Origin of the sequence: Pseudomonas sp. TH49 (assembly GCF_016650625.1) — a bacterium.
Lineage (GTDB): Bacteria > Pseudomonadota > Gammaproteobacteria > Pseudomonadales > Pseudomonadaceae > Aquipseudomonas > Aquipseudomonas fluorescens_H.
In genome coordinates, this window is the sequence record NZ_JAEKFL010000001.1 from 1,260,279 (window position 1) to 1,283,848 (window position 23,570).

The window sequence follows — 23,570 nt, forward strand, 5'->3', positions numbered from 1 at the left end:
CGAAGACAGCCTTCACCATAGTCAGGCACCGGGCATTTTTGAAGTTTATTACCGTGATGAGCGACATTCAGCGCATGGATGAGGCCGTCAGGGCACCGCACTCCCCCTGTGGGAGCGGGCTTGCTCGCGAAAACGGAGTGTCATGCATGGATATTTCAACTGACATGACGCCTTCGCGAGCAAGCCCGCTCCCACAGGGTTTGTACTTACTCGGGCAGATGATTGTCAGCCCAACCGCGAACCTCGGCGTACGGATACTCCTCCAGCGCCGCATACCCCGAGATCGTTCGCGCCTTTAACCTGGTAAACAACGGCACACTGATCCCGCACAGAAACCGCGTCAGGCGCTCCGCCGTCGGCACACTGCCGGTGTGCTGTTCGTGCCTGTGGATAAAATCACCGCACAGCGCCGCGAAGTTTTTATCCACAAGCGCTGGCAACTCGGGAGGGGCCGGAAGCCGTGCGACATCACCGTGGCACACCGAACAGTGCCCGCAGCGCTCGGGCGCGTTGTGGTCGCCGAAGTATTCGGCCAGGCGATAACCCAGGCAGCGCTCAGTGCCGAACAGTTCGAGCATGGCGTGAATCCGCGCGATTTCAGTCTGCTCATGCCGGGTGAAACAGGCGTGCAACTCAGCGCTCAATACAGCGCTGTCGAAATCACTGTGCAGCACGTTGTAGACCTCGGTCATCTGCTTGCTTTCAAGCTCGACCCAGCCCTTCTCCTGAAAGTAATCCAGCGCCTTCACCACCCGATTGCGCTCAGCTGAATACTGCGTGTACATCGCCTCGAAATTCACCGTCGCCCAGGTGCGTGCACGGCTGGAGGTCTGGATGATGGCCGCGACAAAATCCCTGCGCTCACCGTCGAAACGCTCAAGCAACGCTTCCGGCTCCAGCAGGTATTTGAAACGGTACTCGGCGTAATAGGCATATCGCGGAGCAATCAGGCCGCGCAGCTCCATTTGCACCAACAACGTCTTCAGCGGCAGCGTGCGAATGTTGCTCTGATCCGCCAACGGCCCGAGCAGAAATTCCCACTGCCCTTCAGGTGCGGCAGCCTGCATTTCCTCCAGCACACAACGAATCCCCTCGCGCTCCGGGGTATCGCCGTAGACGAAGTTTTCCAGCACGTTGAGGCTGTCGCGGTTGGCCAGCACCAGACAATCCGATGGCTGCCCGTCCCGCCCGGCGCGACCGATTTCCTGACTGTAGTTCTCGATGGATTTCGGCAGGTCGAAATGCACTACGTTGCGGATGTCGCTCTTGTCGATGCCCATGCCGAACGCAATGGTCGCGACAATGCAATTGGACTGCCCGGCCATGAAGCGCTTCTGAATCGCCTCGCGCTGATCGTTGGGCAACCCGGCGTGATAAGCCTCGGCCTGTATGCCGTTGCGCCCCAGATGTTCAGCGATGTACTCGGCGGTTTTCTGCAACGTGACGTAGACGATGCTCGGCTGGCCCGGACGCTCGCTCATCCACTCCACCAGACGTCGGCGTTTGTCCTGGCCGCGCACCGGCTCCACCAGCAGATTGAGATTGGGTCGGTAGAAACCGGTGGTCACCACATCCGCTTCGGCGATGGCGAATTTGGTCTGCATGTCGGCGATGACCTTCGGCGTCGCCGTAGCGGTCAGCAGCAGCGTTTGCGGGATGTTGAACTGGCGTTGATAGTCCGGCAGTTTCAGGTAGTCGGGGCGGAAGTTGTGGCCCCATTCCGAGATGCAGTGCGCCTCGTCAATCACCAGCAGCGAGATCGGCACCTGCTGCAAAAAGTTGCGAAAACGCTCGTTCTTCAGGCGCTCCACCGAGATCATCAGGATCTTCAATTCACCCGAACGGGCGCGGGCCATCACATCATTGGCGTCATCGCGGCTTTGTGCCGAATCGATGCTGCCGGCACTGATGCCGTGGCGCTTGAGGAATGCCAGTTGATCCTGCATCAACGCCAACAGTGGTGAGACCACCAGGGTCAGATGCGGCAGCAACAGTGCCGGTACTTGATAGCACAGCGACTTGCCGGACCCGGTGGGGAAAATCGCCGCCGCCGAGCGCCCGGCCAGTACCGCGCTGATCGCGGCTTCCTGCCCGGGTCGAAACTGTGGATAACCGAAAACCTGTTCCAGGGTGTTGTGCATGCGCTGTCACTCCGTTGACCGCTGTGATGCCAACAGCCTAGCGGGCGATCGCAACGAGTCGAGAAAAGGCCGGGGGTCAATTCAATACGGGATGATACAGCCAATGGCGCAAACACCTCGGTCCCCTGTGGGAGCGAACCCGTTCGCGAAGAGGCGCTGCCGAACAACACCAAAACAAACCATTCAGGGCCGCAAAACCGCCACTCGCAGTTGCTCGTTCAACATCTGCTCATGCACGCCCTGGCTCTTGCTTGCCCACAACGCATGAGCCGGGCTGATGTCACCCGTGAAGGCCGCCGCCAACTGCCGCAGCTCCGCGACACTGCGCACGCGCGGGCAGAACGGCTGTCCGTCACAGTCCTGACTGGCGTTGCGATAGGTACTCAGCAAACGCTCCCACCACCCATCACGCACCTGTCCGATCGACTTGAGCTGCACATGCGGCACACCCAGCCGCTGCTCCAGCCCTGCCTCGTCCAGCGCTTCGCTGGCGAGCAGGGCTTTACCGAACATCAACACCTCGGCACGCGAGGCGGTATCGATACTGGTCTGGCTGGAGAGCGCATCGGGCCAACCGGTGCGTTCAAGGTCGGCAAACATCCAGCCGTTACCGACGTCCGACGCCAGGGCCAAACGGCAACCACTGGCCCACAGCAATAAAATCGAGGCCAAACGTAGCCACTGCATACCTAATTCCCTTTAAGTGCGTATCGGACGCTTGGAAACGCCCTACAGATTCTGGCGCGCACCATACAGACGTTTGCCAAGAAACGCCTGTGAATCCTGTGGGAAATTTCAGCGCTAGGGGTTTCACCTCGAAAAAGCCGCAAAACCTTGTAGGGCATATGCCCGATCCTCGGAAAAACCCCTACGAACTCTGTCCATCGCGGCGCTCTTGTGAGTGCTCGCCACGCACTTCTATAGTGGCCGGCGCGACTGACCACTGAATCAGCCCCGCCCAAGTGCCTTTGTAAAGGACAAGCCTCACCATGATTACCCGCTATCGCCCCTTGAAGACTTGCTACAACGAAAATCCCGTATTGGTCATCGATACTCAGTCCAGCCATCGCGATCTGCTTGATGCCGCTGACCAGCGACTGCGTGCCGCCAGCGATCTGCTGGAAACCCTTTACTGTTTATGTTTCAAACAGGCCGACGTGAAAGATATACCTAACATCGTCAATGCTCTTTATTTATTAGTGCAGGATGGCTGTGACTTGCTCGAAGTAGCAAAACATAAACCCCAACAACCAGACCCACACTGAAAACAACTAAAATCCAGAAACAACAGAATGCTTTAATAAACAACCAGAATAGAACTAAGTTGTTGACTCTTACTTTCACCGAGAGCAACACAATGACTGTTTTAACTATCTTTTTTTGCGGCACTGGTTCCAATAAATTCGACGTCGCCCACGAAAACTTCTGGAACGGCGAACTGATTTCCACCTTGGCTGCCAATCATACGGGTCACGAGTTTGCCGAGTGGATCGTGGTCGATGGCCCCGGCAGCGGCAACATGCAGGCCGACGATCTATTCACCAAGACCAAGGAATACGGCATGAGCGGCACCTTGTTCGGCAAGGGCTGGGAAGAAAACGTGTTGCACGCGCTCAATATCATCAAGGGCAAGTGCGACTGGCAACGCGAGCAACTGACTGAGGCCGAATACAATCGCCTGAAGGCTGCCGGCATTCCGATTGAAGATGTAAAAGCCGAGGGTTCGTGGTTTTGGCGCAAATATAATTACGGTAATCGCAGCATTACCCAGCAGCAATTACAGGAAGGAATCATCAAAACCCACCGCAAGGATGGTGTTATTCCTACTCAAGTCAATCTCGTCGGTTGGAGCCGAGGCGGTATCAGTTGCCATATGTTGGCCAATGCAATGTTCAAGGACAGTCTGCTGAAAAACATCCCGGTCAATATCTTTGCGCTTGATCCCGTGCCAGGCATTGGTAACTTTCAGGAAGAGCGCGTCAAACTCGCGGGCAATGTCAAAGAGTATGTAGCGTTCTATGCTCGTGACGAACGCTCCAAAGGTTTCAGCTGCGTCATCCCGCAGACCGCTACCGGCACCAAAACCTACATCTACCCTATGGCTGGCCGCCACGCCACCATGGCCGGCAATGCCACCAGCAGCGGCGGCGTCCCGACCGGCGCCAGTGATCTGAAAGCGCTGTCCGAGCCCGGACGCATCGTGCGCCACCTCGCTGAAACCTGCCTAAAACGCTGGGGCGTACGACTGCAAAAAACGTTGAATCTGACCCAGGCCGATCTGGAAAACCTCACCAACGGCATCGCACGCGATGAAGCCAAATACAAATTGATGCACAAACTTTCCTACACCTACTTCACCGAGCTGGATCAAGGCGAACGCTACGTTTCGCTGGGCAGTAAAGGTGTGCCGTTCAGCAGCGTGAAAGGCGAGATCTACAAGCCGGCGACCGGCCTGGCAACCAGCTTGCTGGATATTTCGGCGTATCAGCATTTACGTTGAAAAACGATGAAAGACCGGTAGGAACGTCCGATGAAATCTTCATCCCGTTCCTACACGCCAAGACTCTTTGTCGCCTATCGCGGCTTGAGGGCACAAATCTATAGTCGTGACTGTCGCTGGCAAATCAGCGGCTCGGGCTTGGTCACCCGGAGGGACACATAAATGCGTCCGTTGTATGCTGCCGGCAGTTCAAATGTCTGCACGCTTAATGGTGGCTGTGTTTGGGACGCCTTTGAGCGTGCCGGACTTGTGTGTTCCTTCGGTTGACCAACCCGAACACAGTTCGCCTCCCATCGCTTGGTCACGGTGGGATGAATCCTCACGACATTTGGAATACACACTATGAAAGCATGGACCCCGCTTCCCCTCGATCGCTACCGCTCACTCGAATCCAGCCTCACCGACACCAAGCCCCTGATCATCGACACAGAGGCCAACCCGCAAGACATCCTCGAATGCGCCGTCCAGCGCCTGCGCGCCTCCAGCGACCTGCTGAAAACCCTCTACTGCCTCAGCTTCAAACAAGCCGACGTCGAAGACATCCCCCATATCACCCACGCCCTCTATCTGCTGACGCAGGATGGCTGTGACCTGCTGCAGGTCGCGCAGCAGCAGATGCTCGGCTGGAAAGCACCGGCCTGAGATTGACAATGTTCGGATCGCTCTGCCGCCTCACCTGAGAGCGATCAATAAAAACGTGATCAAACATTGGAGCAACCATGAGCGAGTTTTTTGATGCACTGATGGAAAGCGTTCAGGAAATGGACGAGATCTTGCACGCGCAGCGCTGCAACTCGCCCCTTGCTCCGAAAATATCTGAAAAGAACACGCTGACTTTCCAGCAGAAACAAGCCTATTACGACAAGGTATGCCGCTCGAATTATCTCGCCAGTTTACGCATTGAAGGCTTTGAAACGGTGCCTGCCGATGCGGCTGAATCATTGCCTGTTCGGCAGCAAATCCCTGATCGATACCGTCACAATACTAGCTGACCCCAGAGAGTGATCTGCGGCACTTAAGTGGCATTATTCTGGCTGTTTACATGAAAAAAATCTTGAATAATGGTAGTTAACAGGAGCCGTTATTGCCGACTCCACGCCAAGAGGCAACCTTCTACTTAAGTGCTATTATTCTGGCAGTTAAGGAAAAAAAATGAAGGAATACTGCCACATGGCCAAGAAAACAGCGCCACTTCTGCCCGCCTCCGCTCGACTGCTGTCGGAATTTGGCGAACGGCTGAAGCTGGCTCGTCTGCGCCGCAAGCTGACGGCAAAGCAGGTCGCTGAACGGTCAGGCATGTCGCTGACCACCTTGCGCAATCTGGAGTCAGGCGAATCAGGAGTAACCATCGGCGCTTATCTGTCGGTCATGCAGGTGCTGGGCCTGGAAAAGGATCTGAATCAGCTTGCCGCGACCGATGAAATGGGCCGACAGCTACAGGATGCTCAGTTAATGCCTGCATCAAGATCCCCAATCAAAAAGCCACAGCGAGTACGCGGAGTCAGCGCGTTAAAAAAAGCTGCATCCGATCACAGCGAGACTTCAAGCGTCATCGATGCCGCTACTACAACAAAACTTCCGGACGATTTTCCAATCAACACGCACACTCTCTCCAATCTGTTGAAGAAGAAAAAGCCAGGCTCCACGACAGGTGAAAAATGACGCTGATCGCTGTTTATGCAGATTGGGAATCGTTGAACGGCGCCAGGCGTCTCGGCTTCCTGCATGCCCGTAAGGCACGCAACACCAACGTATTCGAGTTTGAATACGATCCCGTAGCGCTGGCCGACCCCGAGTTAAGCTTCACACAGCTGGACCCACGAATCGGACTTTTTCAAGGACGTCAGTTTCCTGGTCAACATCAGACTCGTTTTGGCGTCTTCGCTGACTCAAGCCCTGATCGTTGGGGCCAACTGCTAATGAAGCGGCGCCTGGAGAGGGATATCCGCGACGGTTTGATTCCCAAGGGCAGCAAGCTATTCGAGTCTGACTATCTCCTTGGCGTGCATGACCAGTTCCGCGTCGGCGCCATCCGCTACAAGCTCAACGACGAGGGTAATTTTCTCGACGATCGCGATGGCGTTGCTGCCCCACCCTTTGTTGAATTGCGTGCGCTGGAACAGGCGAGTCTGGCCTTGGAAAACGACACGGACAACACCGCACTCAATGGCCGCGAATGGCTAAGAATGCTCATCGCGCCGGGCGGCTCACTGGGCGGCGCCAGACCAAAAGCCAGTGTGGTCGACGAGCATGGCCAACTGTGGATCGCCAAGTTTCCGAGTACGCGAGACGACTACGATGTAGGTGGCTGGGAAATGCTGGTGAACGCCTTGGCGGTCAACTGCGGGCTACGTGTCGCAACCGGCATGGCACGACGTTACGCGAGCGACCACCACTGTTTTCTGATCAAACGCTTCGACCGAACCGAACGCGGTGGGCGCCACCACTTCGCCTCAGCCATGACCCTGACCAACCGCACCGACGGCGACGACGCTTCAACAGGCGCCAGCTACCTTGAGTTGGCGGAAGTACTCATGGAACACGGTTCGGAGCCCAATGCAGACCTTCGCGAGTTATGGTCGAGAATCGTCTTCAACATCCTGGTATCCAACACCGACGACCACCTGCGTAATCACGGATTTATTCTGGATCCCGGTCGGGGATGGCGCTTGTCGGCAGCGTATGACATGAATCCCGTAGCGCATGCAGATGGGTTGAAGCTGAACATCACTGATGCTGACAACGCGTTGGATCTGGAGCTGGCGAGGGAAGTGGCGGGGTATTTTCGAGTGAGCTCGATACATGCAGAAGAAATAATTGAGCACTTTAAATCCGAGATCAGCAACTGGCCGGAAGTAGCACGTGTATTGGGACTATCCAAGCGTGAACAGGACCTTATGGCAACAGCGTTTAGTCCCCTTTAATGCCCACAAAAAAGCCGCCCCTGGAGGCGGCTTTTTAGTTCACAACGAACCAATCTTACAAATTGGGACCCGCAGCCTTGATCGCGTCGCTCACTTCGAACTTCTTGAAGTTCTCGATGAACAGACCGGCCAGGGCCTTGGCAGCTTCGTCGTAGGCAGCCTTGTCAGCCCAGGTGTTGCGTGGGTTGAGCAGGTTGGTTTCAACACCCGGTACGGCCAATGGCACGTCGAGGTTGATGGTGTCCAGGTGCTCGGTGGCAGCACCGATGAGCGCGCCGCTCTGGATCGCTGCGATCACCGCACGGGTGGTCGGGATATTGAAGCGTTTGCCGACGCCGTAGCCGCCGCCGGTCCAGCCGGTGTTGACCAGGTAGACCTTGGAGCCGAAGCCGCGGATGCGCTTGATCAGCAGTTCGGCGTATTCGCCAGCCGGACGCGGGAAGAACGGCGCGCCGAAGCAGGTGGAGAAGGTCGACTTGATGCCGCTGCCCGAACCCATTTCAGTCGAGCCCACCAGCGCGGTGTAGCCGGACAGGAAGTGGTAGGCCGCTTGTTCTTCGTTGAGGATCGACACTGGCGGCAGCACGCCGGTCAGGTCGCAAGTCAGGAAGATTACAGCGTTTGGCTCGCCGCCCAGGTTCTTCTCGGAACGCTTGGCAACGTGCTCCAGCGGGTAGGCCGCGCGGCTGTTCTGGGTCAGGCTGACATCGGTGTAGTCGGCGTGTTTGGCGTCGTCGATGACCACGTTTTCCAGCACAGCGCCGTGTTTGATGGCTTTCCAGATGACCGGCTCGTTCTTCTCGGACAAGTCGATGCACTTGGCGTAGCAGCCACCTTCGATATTGAAGACAACGCCTTCGCCCCAGCCGTGTTCGTCGTCACCGATCAGGTAACGGCTTTCGTCGGCCGACAGGGTGGTTTTACCGGTGCCCGACAGACCGAAGAACAGGGTCACGTCGCCTTCTTCGCCGATGTTGGCAGCGCAGTGCATTGGCAGCACGTCAGCGGCCGGCAGCAGGAAGTTCTGCACGGAGAACATGGCTTTCTTCATCTCACCGGCGTAACGCATGCCGGCGATCAGCACTTTTTTCTGCGCGAAGTTGATGATCACGCAACCGTCGGAGTTGGTGCCGTCACGCTCTGGTACGCACTCGAAGTTGGCCACGTTGAGCACTTGCCACTCGTCACGACCGGCCGGGTTGTACTGGGCCGGGTTGATGAACAGGCAACGACCGAACAGGTTCTGCCAGGCAGTCTGGGTGGTCATTTTCACGGCCAGGTAGTGATCTTCAGCCGCACCTACATGCACATGGGAAACAAAGTGCTCTTGCGCGTTGTTGAACGCCTCGACACGAGCCCACAGCGCGTCGAACTTGTCGGCCGGGAACTTGCGGTTGATCGGGCCCCAGGCGATAGCGGCCTGGGTGGAAGGCTCTTCAACGATGAAACGATCGACTGGCGAACGACCGGTACGGTGACCGGTGCGAACGACCAGAGCGCCGGTATCGGCAAGCTCGCCCTCACCGCGTTGCAGGGCTTCTTTTACCAGATCATCAACACTCAGATCGGTGTACACGGCGTTATTGGCTTGCGTCATGAGGTTCCCCGTCGGCCAGTGGCCGAGTGTGCTCCAAACGTTTTGTAGTAGAAAGTCGTGCACTACTACCGCGAAAAAAGTGGGCCGGATTATGCCAGAAAAGCCCAAAAAGAGTAGGGTCCTCCCGTCGTAACGGCGAAATTCCGTCGTTACGCAGTGAATTTACCTGCGCTGAACCGTTTTAGTGCCGGGTATCTGACGGCGTGTCGACGCCTGCGCCAGCGAACAATTGAGCAATATCGGCCGCATCGAACAGGTAACGCTGGTTGCAGAACTGGCAATCGATCTCGATTTCGCCACCGCGTTCGGCCACCAGTGCCTGCGCGTCTTCCAGACCCAGACTGACCAATGCATTGCCCGAGCGTTCCCGCGAGCAGCTGCAACGGAAGCGCAGGTTCTGCACATCGAACAGGCGCACCTGCTCTTCGTGGTAGAGGCGATGCAGCACGGTTTCGTTGTCCAGGCTGAGCAATTCATCGGCGGTCAGGGTGCTGGCCAGCGCGGTGATGTGCTGCCAGCTGGCGGCGCGGTCTTCTTCGTCTTTCAGACGGTCGGCCGGCAGTTGCTGCAGCAGCATGCCACGGGCACGACGGCCGTCGGCGAACAGCTTGAAGCGCGTGCCGACCTGTTGCGACATGACGAAATAATTGGTGAAGCATTCCGACAGGGTTTCACCATCGAGGTCGACGATACCCTGGTAACGCTGGCCGATCGTCGGGTCGACGGTCAGGGTCAGGTCACCACCCGGCATCAGGTCGGCGAGGGTGGCATCCGCAGCGATCTGCTCGGCGTCATATCGCGCCAGACCACGGATCTCGCGCTCGCTGGAGCATTCGATCATCAGCAGCGGAATCGGGCCTTCGGAACGCGCCTGAAGAATCAGCAAGCCGTCGAACTTCAGGGTGCCCACCAGCAACGAAGCGGCCGCCATCAGTTCGCCCAGCAACTGCGCGACCGGCTCCGGGTACGGGTGCTTGGCGAGGACTTCGGCGTAGCTGCGTTCCAGCGCCACCAGTTCGCCGCGAGTGTCGCTGTCATCGAAGATGAAGCGTTGGGTGTAGTCGGTATCCGGTAGGTCGGTCATAGGTCTGGGTATCTGAATTGATGACAAAAAGGTTACAAAAGATGAAAATCCCGCGCTTTCTTCGCACCTGTTTGGTGCAAAACGTTCAGCCACGGGAGGCATTTTATGAACAATCCGGGTTTGTTCCAATCAAGGTGGAACCTCGGCCGGCTGGTTCTGTGTAACGTAGTGCCATTAGCGCTACTGGCTTTCTGGTTATGGCCTACGGGCCAGATGCTGTGTGTGATTTTCGACGAGTGGCTGTTTCGCTCACTCAATGCACCACTGGCCAGCAACCCCATATGGCTCCACATCTGGGCAATTGCAAGTCTGCGCCCGTTCGACATCGTTGTCGGACTGATTCTGCTGACGCTGCTGATCAAGGGCGACTGGGTGTTCAAGGCGATTGATGTGCGTCGCGCCTTCTTCGGTTTTTTCTCCATTCTGCTGTTGATGGTGGTGATCCGCGCGCTGTTTTCCAAATTCGCCGACTACATGGACTGGCAACACAACAGTCCGTCGATGGTGCTGGAAGGCGCGGTGCACCTCAGTGACTACTTCCCGCAACTGGAAAAAGCCTGGGAGCTGAAGGATCGCTCAAGCCAGAGCTTCCCCGGTGACCACGCTTCGGTGTTGCTGATCTGGGCGCTGTTCATGGGTGTGTTCAGCCGTTCGGTCGGGCAGTTCCTGACGGTCTGGGGCCTGGCGCTGCTGTTCATGCTGCCGCGTCTGGTGGCCGGCGCGCATTGGGGGCAGGACGATTACATCGGCGGCCTGCTGCTGGCGGTGTGGGCGTTGGGCTGGGGTTACTACACGCCGTTTGCCTGTCACGCGGCGAATTTCTGGCTGAAGGTAACGGCGCCGATTTTCGCTTTGCTGGGCAAGCTGCCGCTGGTTTCGCGGATGAGTGTGGTGTCTGCCGCCAACTGACAGTTGTGTGAAGACCTGTGGCGAGGGAGCTTGCTCCCGCTCGGCTGCGTAGCAGTCGCTTTACTTGTCGATGCAGTTGTATTTTGAAATACGTGCTCGCCTGTACAGGGCGTCCTTCGGCCGCCAGCGGGAGCAAGCTCCCTCGCCACAAGTGTGTTCGTCGCACACTACTCGTTGCTGCTGCCACGAAATTTAAACAGATCCCGCCGCTGCTTCTTGCTCGGCTTGCCATCGGTGCTCACGCCCAACGCCCCGGCCTTGCGCATCGCCGCTGCCGCTTCACGTTTGGCAATACTCGCCTCGGTCTCGGTATACAGCGTCTGCGCCTCGGGTGCGCCGCGACGCACGATCGATAAGGCTTCGACCCTCACCGTGCGCTCTTCAAAGCCGGTACGAATCTCGAATTCATCACCAATGCGTGGCTCTTTGCCAGGCTTGCAGCGGTCACCTCGGCAATGCACCTTGCCACTCTCGATGGCCGCTTTGGCCAGGGCCCGGGTTTTATAAAAGCGCGCCGCCCACAACCACTTGTCGAGACGGACCTTGTCGTCCTCTTCGCTTTTTTGTGCCATGGAATTTCCTCATTCTGAAATATTGATGAACTGTACTACCGTTTCTGTCGTGCCATGAATTACGCCGTCCCGGATTACAATGCGCACCACCCGACACCCGCTTGAGGGGTCGGCAATCCGGGCCGTAGATATCTGTCGCCTTTTAACCATTATTCTGCGTGAATACCGCGAATTCGGCCGTACGCGGCCCGAGCGGTTTTTGCCGGTTGAGTACCTTTGAAGACATTTGACCATTTGACCGTTGTCGGTCTGCGCGAGTGGGTGGCGCTCCCTGATCTGGGAGTCGCGGGCCTGCGGGCGAAAATCGACACCGGCGCCAGCACCTCCAGCCTGCATGCCACCGACATCGAGCCATTCGAACGCGACGGCGAGAAGTGGGTGCGCTTCACCGCGCACCTGGGCACGGTGGTGCAGTTGCGTCACCGGCGCTGCGAAGCACCGCTGGTGACGCGCAAAACCATCAAAAGCTCCAACGGCCAGGCCCAGGTGCGCTATGTGATCAGCACCACCCTGGCCCTCGGTGATCGGGTCTGGGCAGTCGAGTTCACCCTCGCCTGCCGTAAGTCCATGCGCTATCGCCTGTTGCTCGGTTCCAAAGCCCTGATCGACGGCCAGTTGGTGGTCAACCCAGGCATCAAGTATGTACAAGACAAGCCGGTGTTCCCGGTATCTACCTCCTCCACAGGTGTTGCATGAAGATCGCTGTGCTGTCGCGGAATCCGCGTCTGTATTCCACCCGTCGTCTGGTCGAAGCCGGCACCGAACGCGGGCATGAAATGGTAGTGGTCGACACCCTGCGCGCCTACATGAACATCGCCAGCCACAAGCCGCAAATCCACTATCGCGGCAAGCCGCTGGAAGGCTTCGACGCGGTGATCCCGCGGATCGGTGCGTCGGTGACGTTCTACGGTTGCGCCGTGTTGCGCCAGTTCGAAATGATGGGCGTGTTTCCGCTCAACGAGTCCGTAGCCATCGCCCGTTCGCGGGACAAACTGCGTTCGCTGCAATTGCTGTCGCGCCGCGGCATCGGCCTGCCGGTAACCGGCTTCGCCCACTCGCCGGATGACATTCCCGACCTGATCGACATGGTCAACGGCGCGCCGCTGGTGATCAAAGTGCTGGAAGGCACCCAGGGTATCGGCGTGGTGCTGTGCGAAACCGCGACCGCAGCCGAATCGGTGATCGAGGCGTTCATGGGCCTGAAGCAGAACATCATGGTCCAGGAATACATCAAGGAGGCCGGCGGTGCCGACATTCGCTGCTTCGTGGTCGGCGACAAGGTGATCGCGGCCATGAAACGTCAGGCCAAGCCGGGCGAGTTCCGCTCTAACCTGCACCGCGGCGGCAGCGCCAGCCTGATCAAGATCACCCCGGAAGAACGCATGACCGCGTTGCGTGCGGCCAAGGTCATGGGCCTGGCGGTGGCGGGTGTGGATATCCTGCGTTCGAACCACGGCCCGCTGGTGATGGAAGTGAACTCGTCGCCGGGGCTGGAAGGGATCGAGACCACCACCGGCAAGAACGTGGCGGGGATCATCATCGAGCACCTTGAGAAGAATGGCGGGCCGAATATGACCCGGACCAAAGGCAAGGGTTAACCCGTCAGAAATGTGGTGGCTGGGCGGCTGCGTTCGCGAGCAAGCCCGCTCCCACATTTTGGCATGCGCTCCCCGGTGGGAGCGGGCTTGCTCGCGAAGGGGCCATCAGCCCCGCTGAATATCTCGGCTGTCAGACGGCATCTCGCGGCAACATCAACCCCAACGGCAATCGCACTCGCGCCTCCAGTCCGCCCCCGGAGCGGTTGCGCAACTCGACATTGCCGCCATGCATCGAAGCAATCCGCTTCACGATCGCCAGACCCAACCCCGTACCTTTGCCGCCCCGGGCACGGTCGCCACGGGTGAACGGGTTGAAGATCGCTTCCAGCTCCGACGGATCGATCCCAGCGCCACGGTCCATCACGCTCAGCACCACGTACGGCGCGCTGGTATCGCCGGACACATAAGCCGCAACCTCGACGCCGCTGCCGGCGTGATTCAAGGCGTTGCCGATCAGGTTGTTCAGCAGGCGTTTCATCGACACCCGGCGCAGTGGAAACGGCTGGATCGGCTCCAGACGCAAGCGCACCTTCTCTTCGTTCTGGTTGTACGGTGCGGCCACCTCACGCACCAGATCGCTCAGGTCCACCTCTTCCACCGACTCGTCGCGACCATCGCGAATGAACGCGAGGAACTGGTCGAGAATCGCGTCCATGTCTTCGATGTCGCGCACCATGTCGTCGGTCAAATCGTTGCGGTCGCCCATCAGCTCCAGCGACAGCCGCAAGCGGGTCAGCGGCGTGCGCAAGTCATGCGACACCCCCGCCAGCATCAGCTCACGCTCACGGCCGGCCTGCTCGACGTCTTCGGCCATCTGGTTGAAGGCGCGATACACCTCGGTCATCTCGCTGGGCGTATCGCTGATCGGCAGGCGCACGCTGCGACCCTGACCGAGTTGCCGCGCGGCATATACCAGACGCTTCAACGGCTGGTTGAGCTGGCTGACGAAAATCCAGGCCGAGGCGGTGGACAGCAAACCGATGGCGAGGAACCAGCCGAGCACGTTCCAGATTTTCTGCCCGCGCAGCGGATGCGGGTACAGCGGCACTTTCAGCCAACCGTCGCCGAGGCTTGGCGCACGCACCCACAGCGCCGGCGGCGAGTGCATGCGCAAACGCACTTCGGTGTCGGCGCCCAGCTCCGCCTGCATCTGCCGCTGATAGATTTCACTGTACGGCCAGTGCTGCTCGCCCTCCGGCACCCCGGCGCCGACCACCCGGATCAGGGTCGCGGCATCGGCGATCTTCGCGCGGTTTTCTTCATCGGCCGCCCAATAGGCGCGCAGCGTCAGGGCGACGCCGTGGCTGTACTGACGATCTACCAGCACGTCCTCGTTCATCAACAGATAAACCAGGGTCAGTGCCTTGGAAAACAGCACGACGATGAGCACCAGCCAAAGGGTGCGGGAGAAAAAACTTTGGGGGAACCAGACGGGGGTTTTCATCGATAACCGTTAAACACTTGCAGGAGCGAGCAATGCTCGCATATTGCGGATTGCGAGTCTGCGTAGAGGGTCGATCAACCCGATGCGCAGACCCGCTCCTACAAATCGCCGATCACTTGGTGGCGGCGCCGTCCGGTACGAACACGTAGCCCACACCCCAGACAGTCTGGATATAGCGTGGTTTGGACGGATCCGGCTCGATCATCCGGCGCAGGCGGGAAATCTGCACGTCGATGGAACGCTCCAGGGCATCCCACTCGCGGCCACGGGCCAGGTTCATCAGTTTGTCGCGGGTCAGCGGCTGACGCGCGTTCATCACCAGCGCCTTGAGCACCGCAAACTCACCGGTGGTGAGCATGTGCACTTCTTCGCCACGTTTCAGCTCGCGGGTCGCCAGCGACAGCACGTAATCACCGAAGGTGACATTTTCGTCTTCGCTGCCCGGCGCGCCCGGCACCGGTGCGGCCTGACGACGCAGAACCGCTTTGACCCGAGCCATCAGCTCGTCCGGGTTGAACGGCTTGGCCAGATAGTCATCGGCGCCCAGTTCCAGGCCCTTGATGCGGCTCATCTCATCGCCTTTGGCGGTGAGCATGATGATCGGAATCTGATTGTTCGCCGCCCGCAGGCGACGGCATGCGGTCAGGCCGTCTTCGCCCGGCAGCATCAGGTCGAGGACGACCAGATTGAACACTTCACGCGACAGCAGACGGTCCATTTGCTCGGTGTTCGGTACGGCACGGGCACGGTAGCCCTTGCTGACGAAGAAACGTTCCAGCAGGCTACTCAGCCCCGGATCGTCGTCAACAATAAGAATTTTTTCGCCTTCAGCATTGTTTGCAGTGCTGCTCATTGGATGCTCCTTTTAGCTCGGCGCGCATTATGGCGTAGCTGCCGTTATACGCACCGTGTGCATTGTTAGCAGATTTTTCCTTCACTGCCAGAAAACCGGGGTTTATGCCTACAGACTGCTACACCCCCGAATGACAGAACGCTGGTTATAATGCGCGGCGTTTTGTGCCAGGCAACGTCTGAATCGTTACCGCAGGTGGCCGGGCTTTTTTCCCGGTGGCCGCAGTAATTGTTCGATTTCACGGGTCAATGGGCTGCCTCTTGACCCAGGCAGCGGCAATTTTCTAGCCGCTCAACCAGACTCCGGGCCTTTATTTCCGTGCCTGCGAGCCTGCTTTCACAATATGTCAGGTGGTTTTATGGACAGCATCAACAGCCGCATCGCCGAGGAACTCGGCGTACGCCCGCAACAGGTCGAAGCGGCCGTCGCGCTACTCGATGAAGGCTCTACCGTTCCCTTCATCGCCCGTTACCGGAAAGAAGTCACCGGCAGCCTCGATGACACCCAGTTGCGTCATCTGGAAGAGCGTCTGCGCTACCTGCGAGAACTCGACGAACGGCGCATCAGCATCCTCGCCAGCATCCAGGAGCAGGGCAAACTCACCCCGGCCCTTGAGCGCGACATCAAGCTCGCCGACACCAAGACCCGCCTCGAAGACTTGTACCTGCCGTACAAGCAGAAGCGCCGCACCAAGGGCCAGATTGCCCTCGAAGCCGGCCTCGGCGAGCTGGCCGACGGCCTGTTCAACGACCCGAACCTGACGCCGGAAACCGAAGCCGCCCGCTTCGTCGACGCCGAAAAAGGCGTGGCCGACGTCAAGGCTGCGCTGGAAGGCGCCAAATACATCCTGATGGAGCGCTTCGCCGAAGACGCCAGCCTGCTGGAAAAACTGCGTAACTTCCTCAAGCAGGAAGCGACCATCAGCGCCCGCGTGATCGCCGGCAAGGAAGAAGAAGGCGCGAAGTTCCGCGACTACTTCGAACACGACGAGCCGCTGAAAAGCATGCCGTCGCACCGCGCACTCGCTATTTTCCGTGGCCGCAACGAAGGCATCCTCAGTTCCGCGCTGAAAGTCGGCGACGAACTGCCGGGCACCATGCACCCGTGCGAGGGCATGATCGGCCAGCAATTCGGCATCCAGAACCAGAATCGCCCGGCCGACAAATGGCTCGGCGAAGTGGTGCGCTGGACCTGGAAGGTCAAGCTTTACACCCACCTCGAAACCGACCTGCTCGGCGAACTGCGCGACAGTGCCGAAACCGAGGCGATCAACGTCTTCGCCCATAACCTGCACGACCTGTTGCTGGCCGCGCCGGCCGGCCCGCGCGCCACCCTGGGCCTCGACCCGGGTCTGCGTACCGGCTGCAAGGTCGCGGTGGTCGACTCCACCGGCAAACTGCTCGATCACGCCACGGTTTACCCGCACGTGCCGCACAACAAGTGGGATCAGACCATCGCGATTCTGGCCGCCCTGTGCGCCAAGCACTCGGTTGACCTGATCGCCATCGGCAACGGCACCGCCAGTCGCGAAACCGACAAACTGGCGATCGAGCTGATCAAAAAATACCCAGCGATGAAGATGACCAAGGTCATGGTCTCCGAGGCCGGCGCATCGGTGTACTCGGCATCGGAACTGGCGGCCAAGGAATTCCCGGACCTGGACGTGTCGATCCGTGGTGCGGTGTCCATCGCCCGTCGACTGCAGGATCCGCTCGCCGAACTGGTGAAGATCGATCCGAAATCCATCGGTGTCGGCCAGTACCAGCACGACGTGTCGCAACTGAAACTGGCGCGTGGTCTGGACGCGGTGGTCGAGGACTGTGTGAACGCCGTCGGCGTCGATGTGAACACCGCTTCGGTGGCGCTGCTGGCGCGGATCTCCGGCCTCAACGCGACTCTGGCGCAGAACATCGTCGCTCACCGCGACGAACACGGTGCGTTCAAGACCCGCGCAGCGCTGAAGAAAGTCGCGCGTCTGGGCGAGAAAACCTTCGAACAGGCCGCAGGCTTCCTGCGCGTGATGAACGGCGACAACCCGCTGGATTCCTCGGCCGTTCACCCGGAAGCCTATCCACTGGTACAGCGTATTGCCGCTGAAACCGACCGCGACATTCGCTCGCTGATCGGCGACGCCGCGTTCCTCAAGCGTCTGGATCCGAAGAAATTCACCGACGAAACCTTCGGTCTGCCAACCGTCACCGACATTCTGCAAGAACTGGAAAAACCGGGTCGCGACCCGCGTCCGGAGTTCAAGACTGCCGAGTTCCAGGAAGGCGTCGAAGACCTGAAAGACCTGCAACTGGGGATGATCCTCGAAGGCGTCGTCACCAACGTGACCGCGTTCGGTGCATTCGTCGACATCGGCGTGCATCAGGACGGTCTGGTGCACATCTCGGCGCTGTCGGAGAAGTTCATCAAGGACCCACGCGAAGCGGTGAAGGCCGGTGACGTGGTGAAAGTGAAGGTCATGGAAGTCGATATCCCGCGCAAACGCGTCGGTCTGTCGATGCGCATGAGCGACACTCCTGGCGAGAAAATCGACGGCGCCCGTGGTTCGCGTCCAGGCTCGGCACCGCGCCAGTCTTCGGGCAACGCACCGCGTAAGGAAACGGCCACAGCCGCTCCGGTGAACAACGCCATGGCCTCGCTGTTCGCCAACGCCAAGCAGTTGAAGAAACGCTGATGGAAGTTCCGGCCGGGCTCGTCGAGAGCGCGTTTTTCAAGCTGTTGGGCTGCCGCCTGCACAGCCTGGAGACCGGGGTGGCGCAAGTCGCCCTGGTGCTGGAACCGCAACTGCGCAATCGCGGCGGCAAGTTGCACGGTGGCGCGCTGTTCAGTCTGGTTGATATCGCCATGGGTCTGGCCTGTTCCAGCACCCACGGCTTCGATCAGCAGAGCGCGACCATCGAGTGTAAGATCAACTACATCCGCGCCGTGTCCGACGGTGAGGTGCTGTGCACGGCGCGGGTCATCCACCCGGGCCGCCGCACTTTGGTGGTCGAGGCCGACGTGATGCAGGGCGACAAACTGGTCGCAAAAGCGCAAGGCACGTTCGCTGTCCTGTAGATGTTGTTCATCATTTTGAGTTAATTTCGGCGCTGTGATCGCAGCGTCGAGCTTTTCTGTGGGAGCGGGCTTGCTCGCGAAGGGGGCGTGTCAGTGTGCATGGCAGTGACTGATACACCGCATTCGCGAGCAAGCCCGCTCCCACAGGGACCGCATAATCTTCGCGTGCATCTGCCAGATTCAGGGATTGAAGTCGGCGGTTCGAAAGGGGCTTCGTGAGCCCAAAAAACCAGGCGAAAACGCCAGTTTCAACTTCACCCTTGTAGACCGTCCTGCCCACCCCCATATTGGGGCGACTGACGCGTGAAGGAATCCAAATTGAGCGAACTTCTCAACCGCCGCCTGGCTCTGCTCGGCGAGCGCGCCAACCTCTCTCTGCTCGAACAGTGCCTCCACGGTATCGAACGTGAATGCCTGCGCGTGACCAGTGAAGGTCGTCTGGCGCAAACGCCGCACCCGGAAGCCTTGGGTTCCGCGCTGACCAATGAACAGATCACCACCGACTACTCCGAGTCGCTGCTGGAATTCATCACCCCCGCCCTGCCCGATCCGGCCGATACGCTGGCGAGTCTGGACAAGATTCATCGCTTTGCCTACAGCAAGCTCGGCAACGAGTACCTGTGGAGTCCATCGATGCCGTGCCCGTTGCCGGCCGAGGAAGACATCCCGATCGCCTATTACGGCACGTCCAACATCGGTCAGCTCAAGTACGTCTACCGCAAGGGCCTGGCCCTGCGGTACGGCAAGACCATGCAGTGCATCGCCGGGATTCACTACAACTTTTCCCTGCCGGAAAAGCTCTGGCCACTGCTGCGCGAGGCCGAGGGTTTTGTCGGCACCGACCGCGACTTCCAGTCATCGTCGTACATCGCGCTGATCCGTAACTTCCGCCGCTACAGCTGGCTGCTGATGTACCTGTTCGGGGCTTCGCCGGCGCTGGATGCCGGTTTCCTCCGTGGGCGCTCGCATCAACTGGAACAGCTCGATCCGGATACTTTGTATCTGCCGTACGCCACCAGCCTGCGCATGAGCGACCTTGGGTACCAAAGCAACGCCCAGGCCGGCCTGACGCCTTGCTACAACGATCTGGCGAGCTACACCGACAGCCTGCGCAAGGCCGTCGCCACGCCGTACGCGCCGTACGTTGAGGTCGGCACGCACAAGGATGGCGAGTGGGTGCAGCTCAACACCAACATCCTGCAGATCGAAAACGAGTACTACTCCAACATCCGCCCGAAACGCGTGACCTACACCGGCGAACGGCCGATCCAGGCGCTGATGGCCCGTGGCATTCAGTACGTCGAAGTGCGTTGCCTGGACATCAACCCGTTCCTGCCGATGGGCATCGACCTTACCGAGTCACGCTTCCTCGACGCGTTCCTGCTGTACTGCGCGCTGAACGACAGTCCGCTGCTGACCAGCAATTCCTGCAGCAACGCCACCTCGAACTTCCTCAGCGTGGTCAAGGAAGGCCGCCGTCCGGGCCTGCAATTGCAGCGCGACGGTGAAGCGGTCGAGTTGAAGGTCTGGGCAGCCGATCTTCTGGAAAAAATCGCACCGCTGGCGGCCCTGCTCGATCAGAGCCATGGCGGCGACGCCCATAGCAAAGCGCTGGACGCGCAACTGGCCAAGGTCAAGGATTCGTCCCTGACCCCTTCGGCCCAAGTGCTCGCGGCGATGGCCGAACACAAGGAGAGCTTCGCGCAATTCTCCCTGCGTCAGAGCCAGGCGCATGCCGAGTTCTTCCGCAGCGAACCGTTGGCGGCGGCTGAGCAAGCGAAGTTTGAGGAGTTGGCGCGTTCGTCGCTGGCGGCGCAGGCTGAGCTGGAGCAGAACGAGGTGGGCGATTTCGATGTGTTTGTCGGGTCGTATCAGGCGAGCATTCTGGCCATCAGCAACTAACCACTATTCCCTGTGGCGAGGGAGCTTGCTCCCGCTCGGCTGCGCAGCAGTCGCAATTTCAGTCCCCCGGTGCATAAGAAGCACCGTGATGAATTGATATTGGAGTCCTTCGGCCTCCAGCGGGAGCAAGCTCCCTCGCCACAATGACCTCACCAGCAATCCCTCACGCCTTAGATTTTTCCGCTCATAAGCTAAGTCTAAAAAGTTATTTATTTTTAGATTCTTAGATCATTTAGTCTCCTTTCACGCCGATCATCGGTCGCCTGACTTGGAGCACTTCCCATGAAACTGAATTTCCCGCTTCGCCTGCTGGCCGTGGCCTCGTTGGCTGCTGCGAGCTTTCTGGCGCAGGCCGCCGACCTCACCGTCGCCTACCAGACCACCGTTGATCCGGCGAAAGTCGCCCAGGCCGATGGCGCCTACGAGAAAGCCACCAAGGCCGACATCAGCTGGCGCAAGTTCGATAACGGCGCCGACATCATCGCCGCCATCGCTTCCGGTGACGTGCAGATCGGCTACCTCGGTTCCAGCCCGCTGACCGCCGCCATCACCCGCAAAGTCCCGGTGGAAACGTTCCTCATCGCCACCCAGATCGGTGCCGCCGAAGCGCTGGTCGCTCGCGACGGTTCCGGGATCAAGACCCCGCAGGATCTGGTCGGCAAGAAAATCGCCGTGCCGTTCGTGTCCACCGGTCACTACAGCCTGCTCGCGGCGCTGAAACACTGGAACATCGATCCGTCGAAAGTCACCGTGCTCAACCTCGCGCCGCCAGCGATCATCGCCGCATGGAAACGCGGTGACATCGACGCCACTTACGTCTGGGATCCGGCCCTCGGTGTCGCCAAGGAAAACGGCAAAGTGCTGATCACTTCCGGCGAACTGGCCAAGTTCGGCGCGCCGACCTTCGATGCCTGGATCGTGCGCAAGGACTACGCCGAGAAGCACCCGGAAATCGTCACCGCGTTCGCCAAGGTCACCCTCGACGCCTACGCCGATTACCGCAAGGACCCGAAAGCCTGGCTCGCCGACCAGTCCCACGTCGACAAGCTGGTGAAGCTCTCCGGCGCCAAGGCCAGCGACATTCCATTGCTGCTGCAAGGCAACGTCTACCCGCTGGCGGCTGATCAGGTGATCACCCTCGGCGCGCCGACCACCAAAGCCATCACCGACACCGCCGCGTTCCTCAAGGAGCAAGGCAAGGTCGAAGCCGTACTGCCGGACTACGCGCCGTACGTCAGCGCCAAATACATCACCAACTGATCGGGAGTTAACTGCGATGGCCTTGCTACAGCTGGAGCGCATCAGCGCACAGTATCCCGGCAGCCCGGAGCCGGTGCTGGCGGACATTTCCCTGACCCTCGGGCCTCAGCAATTGCTGGTCGCCCTCGGCCCGTCCGGCAGTGGCAAGACTTCGCTGTTGAACCTGATTGCCGGCTTCGTCGAACCCAGCGCCGGGCGCATCACCCTCGACGGCGTGCCGGTCAAAGGCCCGAGCGCCGAACGTGGCGTGGTGTTCCAGGATGACGCCCTGCTGCCGTGGCAGGACGTGCTGGCCAACGTCGCTTTCGGTCTGGAGCTGGCCGGCGTTGCCAAGGACAAACGCGAACAGCGCGCCCGCGAGATGCTTGCGCTGGTCGACCTCACAGGTTTTGAACGCCGCCGTATCTGGCAGCTTTCCGGCGGCCAGAAACAGCGTGTCGGCCTGGCCCGCGCCCTCGCCGCCGACCCGCGCGTGCTGCTGATGGACGAACCCTTCGGCGCCCTCGATGCATTCACCCGCGAGCAGATGCAGGAGCTGTTGCTGCAAGTCTGGCAGCGCACCGCCAAACCGGTGTTCCTGATTACCCACGACATCGAAGAAGCGGTGTTCCTCGCCACTGACCTGATTCTGCTGGCGCCGAATCCGGGGCAGATTGTCGAGCGTCTGCATCTGGACTTCGGTCAGCGCTACGCCGCCGGTGAGTCGGCGCGAGCGATCAAATCCGACCCGCGTTTTATCGAGACCCGCGAGCACGTGCTGAGCAAAGTGTTCTCGCAACGCAGCGCCGTTCAACGGCAGGAGCGCGCATGAGCAGTTACGACGTTTCCGCCCCGGTAGCAAAAGCCCCGTCGGTGGTGATTCCGGTGCGGCGCAGCCTCAGCACCCGCTGGATCAGCCTGCTGACCCTGCTCGCCTTGCTGGTGATCTGGTGGGCCGTGACTGCCAGCGGTTTGATCGAACCGCTGTTCCTGCCACCACCGTCCGCCGTGCTGCAAAAAGGCTGGTTGCTGGCGACCACCGGTTACATGGATTCGACCCTGTGGCAGCACCTAGGCGCGAGCCTGAGCCGCATCGGTCTGGGCCTCGGTTTCGCGATTCTGACCGCGGTGCCGGTGGGCATCGCCATCGGCGCCAACCGTATTGCCCGTGGTGTGCTTGATCCGCTGATCGAGTTCTACCGGCCGATTCCGCCATTGGCTTATCTGCCGCTGATCGTGATCTGGTGCGGCATCGGCGAGTTGTCGAAAGTGCTGCTGATCTACCTGGCGATTTTCGCGCCGATCGCCATCGCGACCGCGACCGGCGTGCGTACCGTTGACCCGGCTAAATTGCGTGCCGCGCAGTCGCTCGGTGCCACTCGCGCGCAACTGATTCGTCATGTGATTTTGCCCAGCGCGTTGCCGGATATTCTCACTGGTGTGCGCATTGGTCTCGGCGTCGGCTGGTCGACCCTGGTCGCTGCCGAGCTGATCGCCGCCACCAGCGGCTTGGGCTTCATGGTGCAATCGGCCGCGCAGTTCCTGGTCACCGATGTGGTGGTGCTGGGGATCCTGGTGATCGCCCTGATCGCCTTCGCCATGGAAATGGGCCTGCGTGCCCTGCAGCGCAAACTGGTGCCGTGGCACGGCCAGGCGCACTGACATATTTGATGTGAATCCCCTGTAGGAGTGAGCCTGCTCGCGATTGCGGTGTGTCATTCACCCCAGCATTGACTGCCAG

General features: G+C 59.6%; 22 protein-coding genes. 15 read left to right on the forward strand and 7 right to left on the reverse strand.

Annotation, left to right across the window (positions count from 1 at the left end):
- Positions 1-206: 206 nt before the first annotated feature.
- Positions 207-2,141, reverse strand: coding sequence for a RecQ family ATP-dependent DNA helicase (locus JFU48_RS05765; RefSeq protein WP_201136056.1), 1,935 nt, complete (start codon positions 2,139-2,141; stop codon positions 207-209).
- A 183-nt stretch (positions 2,142-2,324) separates the two neighbouring features.
- A complete protein-coding gene (locus JFU48_RS05770) occupies positions 2,325-2,828 on the reverse strand; it encodes a polysaccharide deacetylase (RefSeq protein WP_103520358.1) in 504 nt (167 codons plus the stop codon).
- A gap of 302 nt (positions 2,829-3,130) precedes the next feature.
- On the opposite strand from JFU48_RS05770, the gene JFU48_RS05775 reads away from it, so the two are divergent.
- The 6 genes from JFU48_RS05775 (at position 3,131) to JFU48_RS05800 (ending at position 7,565) form a co-directional block, all read left to right on the forward strand.
- Positions 3,131-3,406 carry a hypothetical protein gene (locus JFU48_RS05775; protein WP_123585639.1) on the forward strand — a complete coding sequence of 92 codons (276 nt, stop codon included), beginning with the start codon at positions 3,131-3,133 and terminating at the stop codon, positions 3,404-3,406.
- Between the two features lie 92 nt (positions 3,407-3,498).
- Entirely contained in the window at positions 3,499-4,641 is a 1,143-nt protein-coding gene (locus tag JFU48_RS05780; protein WP_201136057.1) for a hypothetical protein, read from the forward strand.
- A gap of 342 nt (positions 4,642-4,983) precedes the next feature.
- A complete protein-coding gene (locus JFU48_RS05785; RefSeq protein WP_201136058.1) occupies positions 4,984-5,283 on the forward strand; it encodes a hypothetical protein in 300 nt (99 codons plus the stop codon).
- 188 nt (positions 5,284-5,471) lie between these two features.
- Positions 5,472-5,633, forward strand: coding sequence for a YhfG family protein (locus JFU48_RS05790; RefSeq protein WP_207199109.1), 162 nt, complete (start codon positions 5,472-5,474; stop codon positions 5,631-5,633).
- A gap of 178 nt (positions 5,634-5,811) precedes the next feature.
- On the forward strand, positions 5,812-6,303 hold the full coding sequence (locus tag JFU48_RS05795; RefSeq protein ID WP_045122694.1) for a helix-turn-helix domain-containing protein: 492 nt from the start codon (positions 5,812-5,814) through the stop codon (positions 6,301-6,303).
- Positions 6,300-7,565, forward strand: a complete 1,266-nt coding sequence (locus JFU48_RS05800) for a type II toxin-antitoxin system HipA family toxin (RefSeq protein ID WP_201136059.1) — start codon at positions 6,300-6,302, stop codon at positions 7,563-7,565. The genes JFU48_RS05795 and JFU48_RS05800 overlap by 4 nt, the downstream gene beginning before the upstream one ends.
- 55 nt (positions 7,566-7,620) lie before the next feature.
- On the opposite strand, the gene JFU48_RS05805 is transcribed toward JFU48_RS05800, so the two are convergent.
- Positions 7,621-9,162 (reverse strand): phosphoenolpyruvate carboxykinase, encoded by a 1,542-nt coding sequence (locus tag JFU48_RS05805; protein ID WP_201136060.1) that lies wholly within the window; start codon positions 9,160-9,162, stop codon positions 7,621-7,623.
- Positions 9,163-9,343: 181 nt separating this feature from the next.
- Entirely contained in the window at positions 9,344-10,246 is a 903-nt protein-coding gene (hslO, locus tag JFU48_RS05810; RefSeq protein ID WP_003220648.1) for an Hsp33 family molecular chaperone HslO, read from the reverse strand.
- 105 nt (positions 10,247-10,351) lie between these two features.
- Here hslO and JFU48_RS05815 point away from each other — a divergent pair, with 105 nt between their 5' ends.
- Positions 10,352-11,155, forward strand: coding sequence for a phosphatase PAP2 family protein (locus JFU48_RS05815; protein ID WP_201136061.1), 804 nt, complete (start codon positions 10,352-10,354; stop codon positions 11,153-11,155).
- Between the two features lie 167 nt (positions 11,156-11,322).
- Here JFU48_RS05815 and JFU48_RS05820 read toward each other — a convergent pair whose 3' ends face one another.
- A complete protein-coding gene (locus tag JFU48_RS05820) occupies positions 11,323-11,727 on the reverse strand; it encodes an RNA-binding S4 domain-containing protein (RefSeq protein ID WP_003220645.1) in 405 nt (134 codons plus the stop codon).
- Between the two features lie 216 nt (positions 11,728-11,943).
- Between JFU48_RS05820 and rimB the strand changes: the two genes are divergently transcribed.
- Together rimB and rimK are read left to right on the forward strand one after the other, a co-directional pair.
- Positions 11,944-12,423: a retropepsin-like aspartic endopeptidase RimB gene (gene rimB / locus JFU48_RS05825; RefSeq protein WP_003220644.1), complete on the forward strand. Its 480-nt coding sequence runs from the start codon at positions 11,944-11,946 to the stop codon at positions 12,421-12,423.
- Positions 12,420-13,325 carry a 30S ribosomal protein S6--L-glutamate ligase gene (rimK, locus tag JFU48_RS05830; RefSeq protein WP_003220641.1) on the forward strand — a complete coding sequence of 302 codons (906 nt, stop codon included), beginning with the start codon at positions 12,420-12,422 and terminating at the stop codon, positions 13,323-13,325. Before rimB ends, rimK begins: the two co-directional genes overlap by 4 nt.
- Positions 13,326-13,455: 130 nt before the next feature.
- Here rimK and JFU48_RS05835 read toward each other — a convergent pair whose 3' ends face one another.
- A complete protein-coding gene (locus JFU48_RS05835; protein ID WP_003220639.1) occupies positions 13,456-14,769 on the reverse strand; it encodes an ATP-binding protein in 1,314 nt (437 codons plus the stop codon).
- A gap of 112 nt (positions 14,770-14,881) precedes the next feature.
- Complete coding sequence (ompR, locus tag JFU48_RS05840; RefSeq protein ID WP_003220637.1) at positions 14,882-15,622, reverse strand: osmolarity response regulator transcription factor OmpR; 741 nt, start codon at positions 15,620-15,622, stop codon at positions 14,882-14,884.
- A 358-nt stretch (positions 15,623-15,980) separates the two neighbouring features.
- Here ompR and JFU48_RS05845 point away from each other — a divergent pair, with 358 nt between their 5' ends.
- The 6 genes from JFU48_RS05845 (at position 15,981) to tauC (ending at position 23,491) form a co-directional block, all read left to right on the forward strand.
- The gene (locus tag JFU48_RS05845) at positions 15,981-18,305 is read left to right on the forward strand and encodes a Tex family protein (protein ID WP_045122251.1); all 2,325 of its coding nucleotides are present in this window, start codon (positions 15,981-15,983) and stop codon (positions 18,303-18,305) included.
- Positions 18,305-18,688 carry a PaaI family thioesterase gene (locus JFU48_RS05850; protein WP_003220635.1) on the forward strand — a complete coding sequence of 128 codons (384 nt, stop codon included), beginning with the start codon at positions 18,305-18,307 and terminating at the stop codon, positions 18,686-18,688. The genes JFU48_RS05845 and JFU48_RS05850 overlap by 1 nt, the downstream gene beginning before the upstream one ends.
- A 318-nt stretch (positions 18,689-19,006) precedes the next feature.
- The gene (gshA, locus tag JFU48_RS05855; protein ID WP_003220633.1) at positions 19,007-20,590 is read left to right on the forward strand and encodes a glutamate--cysteine ligase; all 1,584 of its coding nucleotides are present in this window, start codon (positions 19,007-19,009) and stop codon (positions 20,588-20,590) included.
- Positions 20,591-20,872: 282 nt separating this feature from the next.
- Positions 20,873-21,850 carry a taurine ABC transporter substrate-binding protein gene (tauA, locus tag JFU48_RS05860; RefSeq protein WP_003220632.1) on the forward strand — a complete coding sequence of 326 codons (978 nt, stop codon included), beginning with the start codon at positions 20,873-20,875 and terminating at the stop codon, positions 21,848-21,850.
- Positions 21,851-21,866: 16 nt separating this feature from the next.
- Entirely contained in the window at positions 21,867-22,661 is a 795-nt protein-coding gene (tauB, locus tag JFU48_RS05865) for a taurine ABC transporter ATP-binding subunit (protein ID WP_201136062.1), read from the forward strand.
- A complete protein-coding gene (tauC, locus tag JFU48_RS05870) occupies positions 22,658-23,491 on the forward strand; it encodes a taurine ABC transporter permease TauC (protein WP_003220627.1) in 834 nt (277 codons plus the stop codon). The genes tauB and tauC overlap by 4 nt, the downstream gene beginning before the upstream one ends.
- The last annotated feature ends 79 nt before the right edge of the window (positions 23,492-23,570 follow it).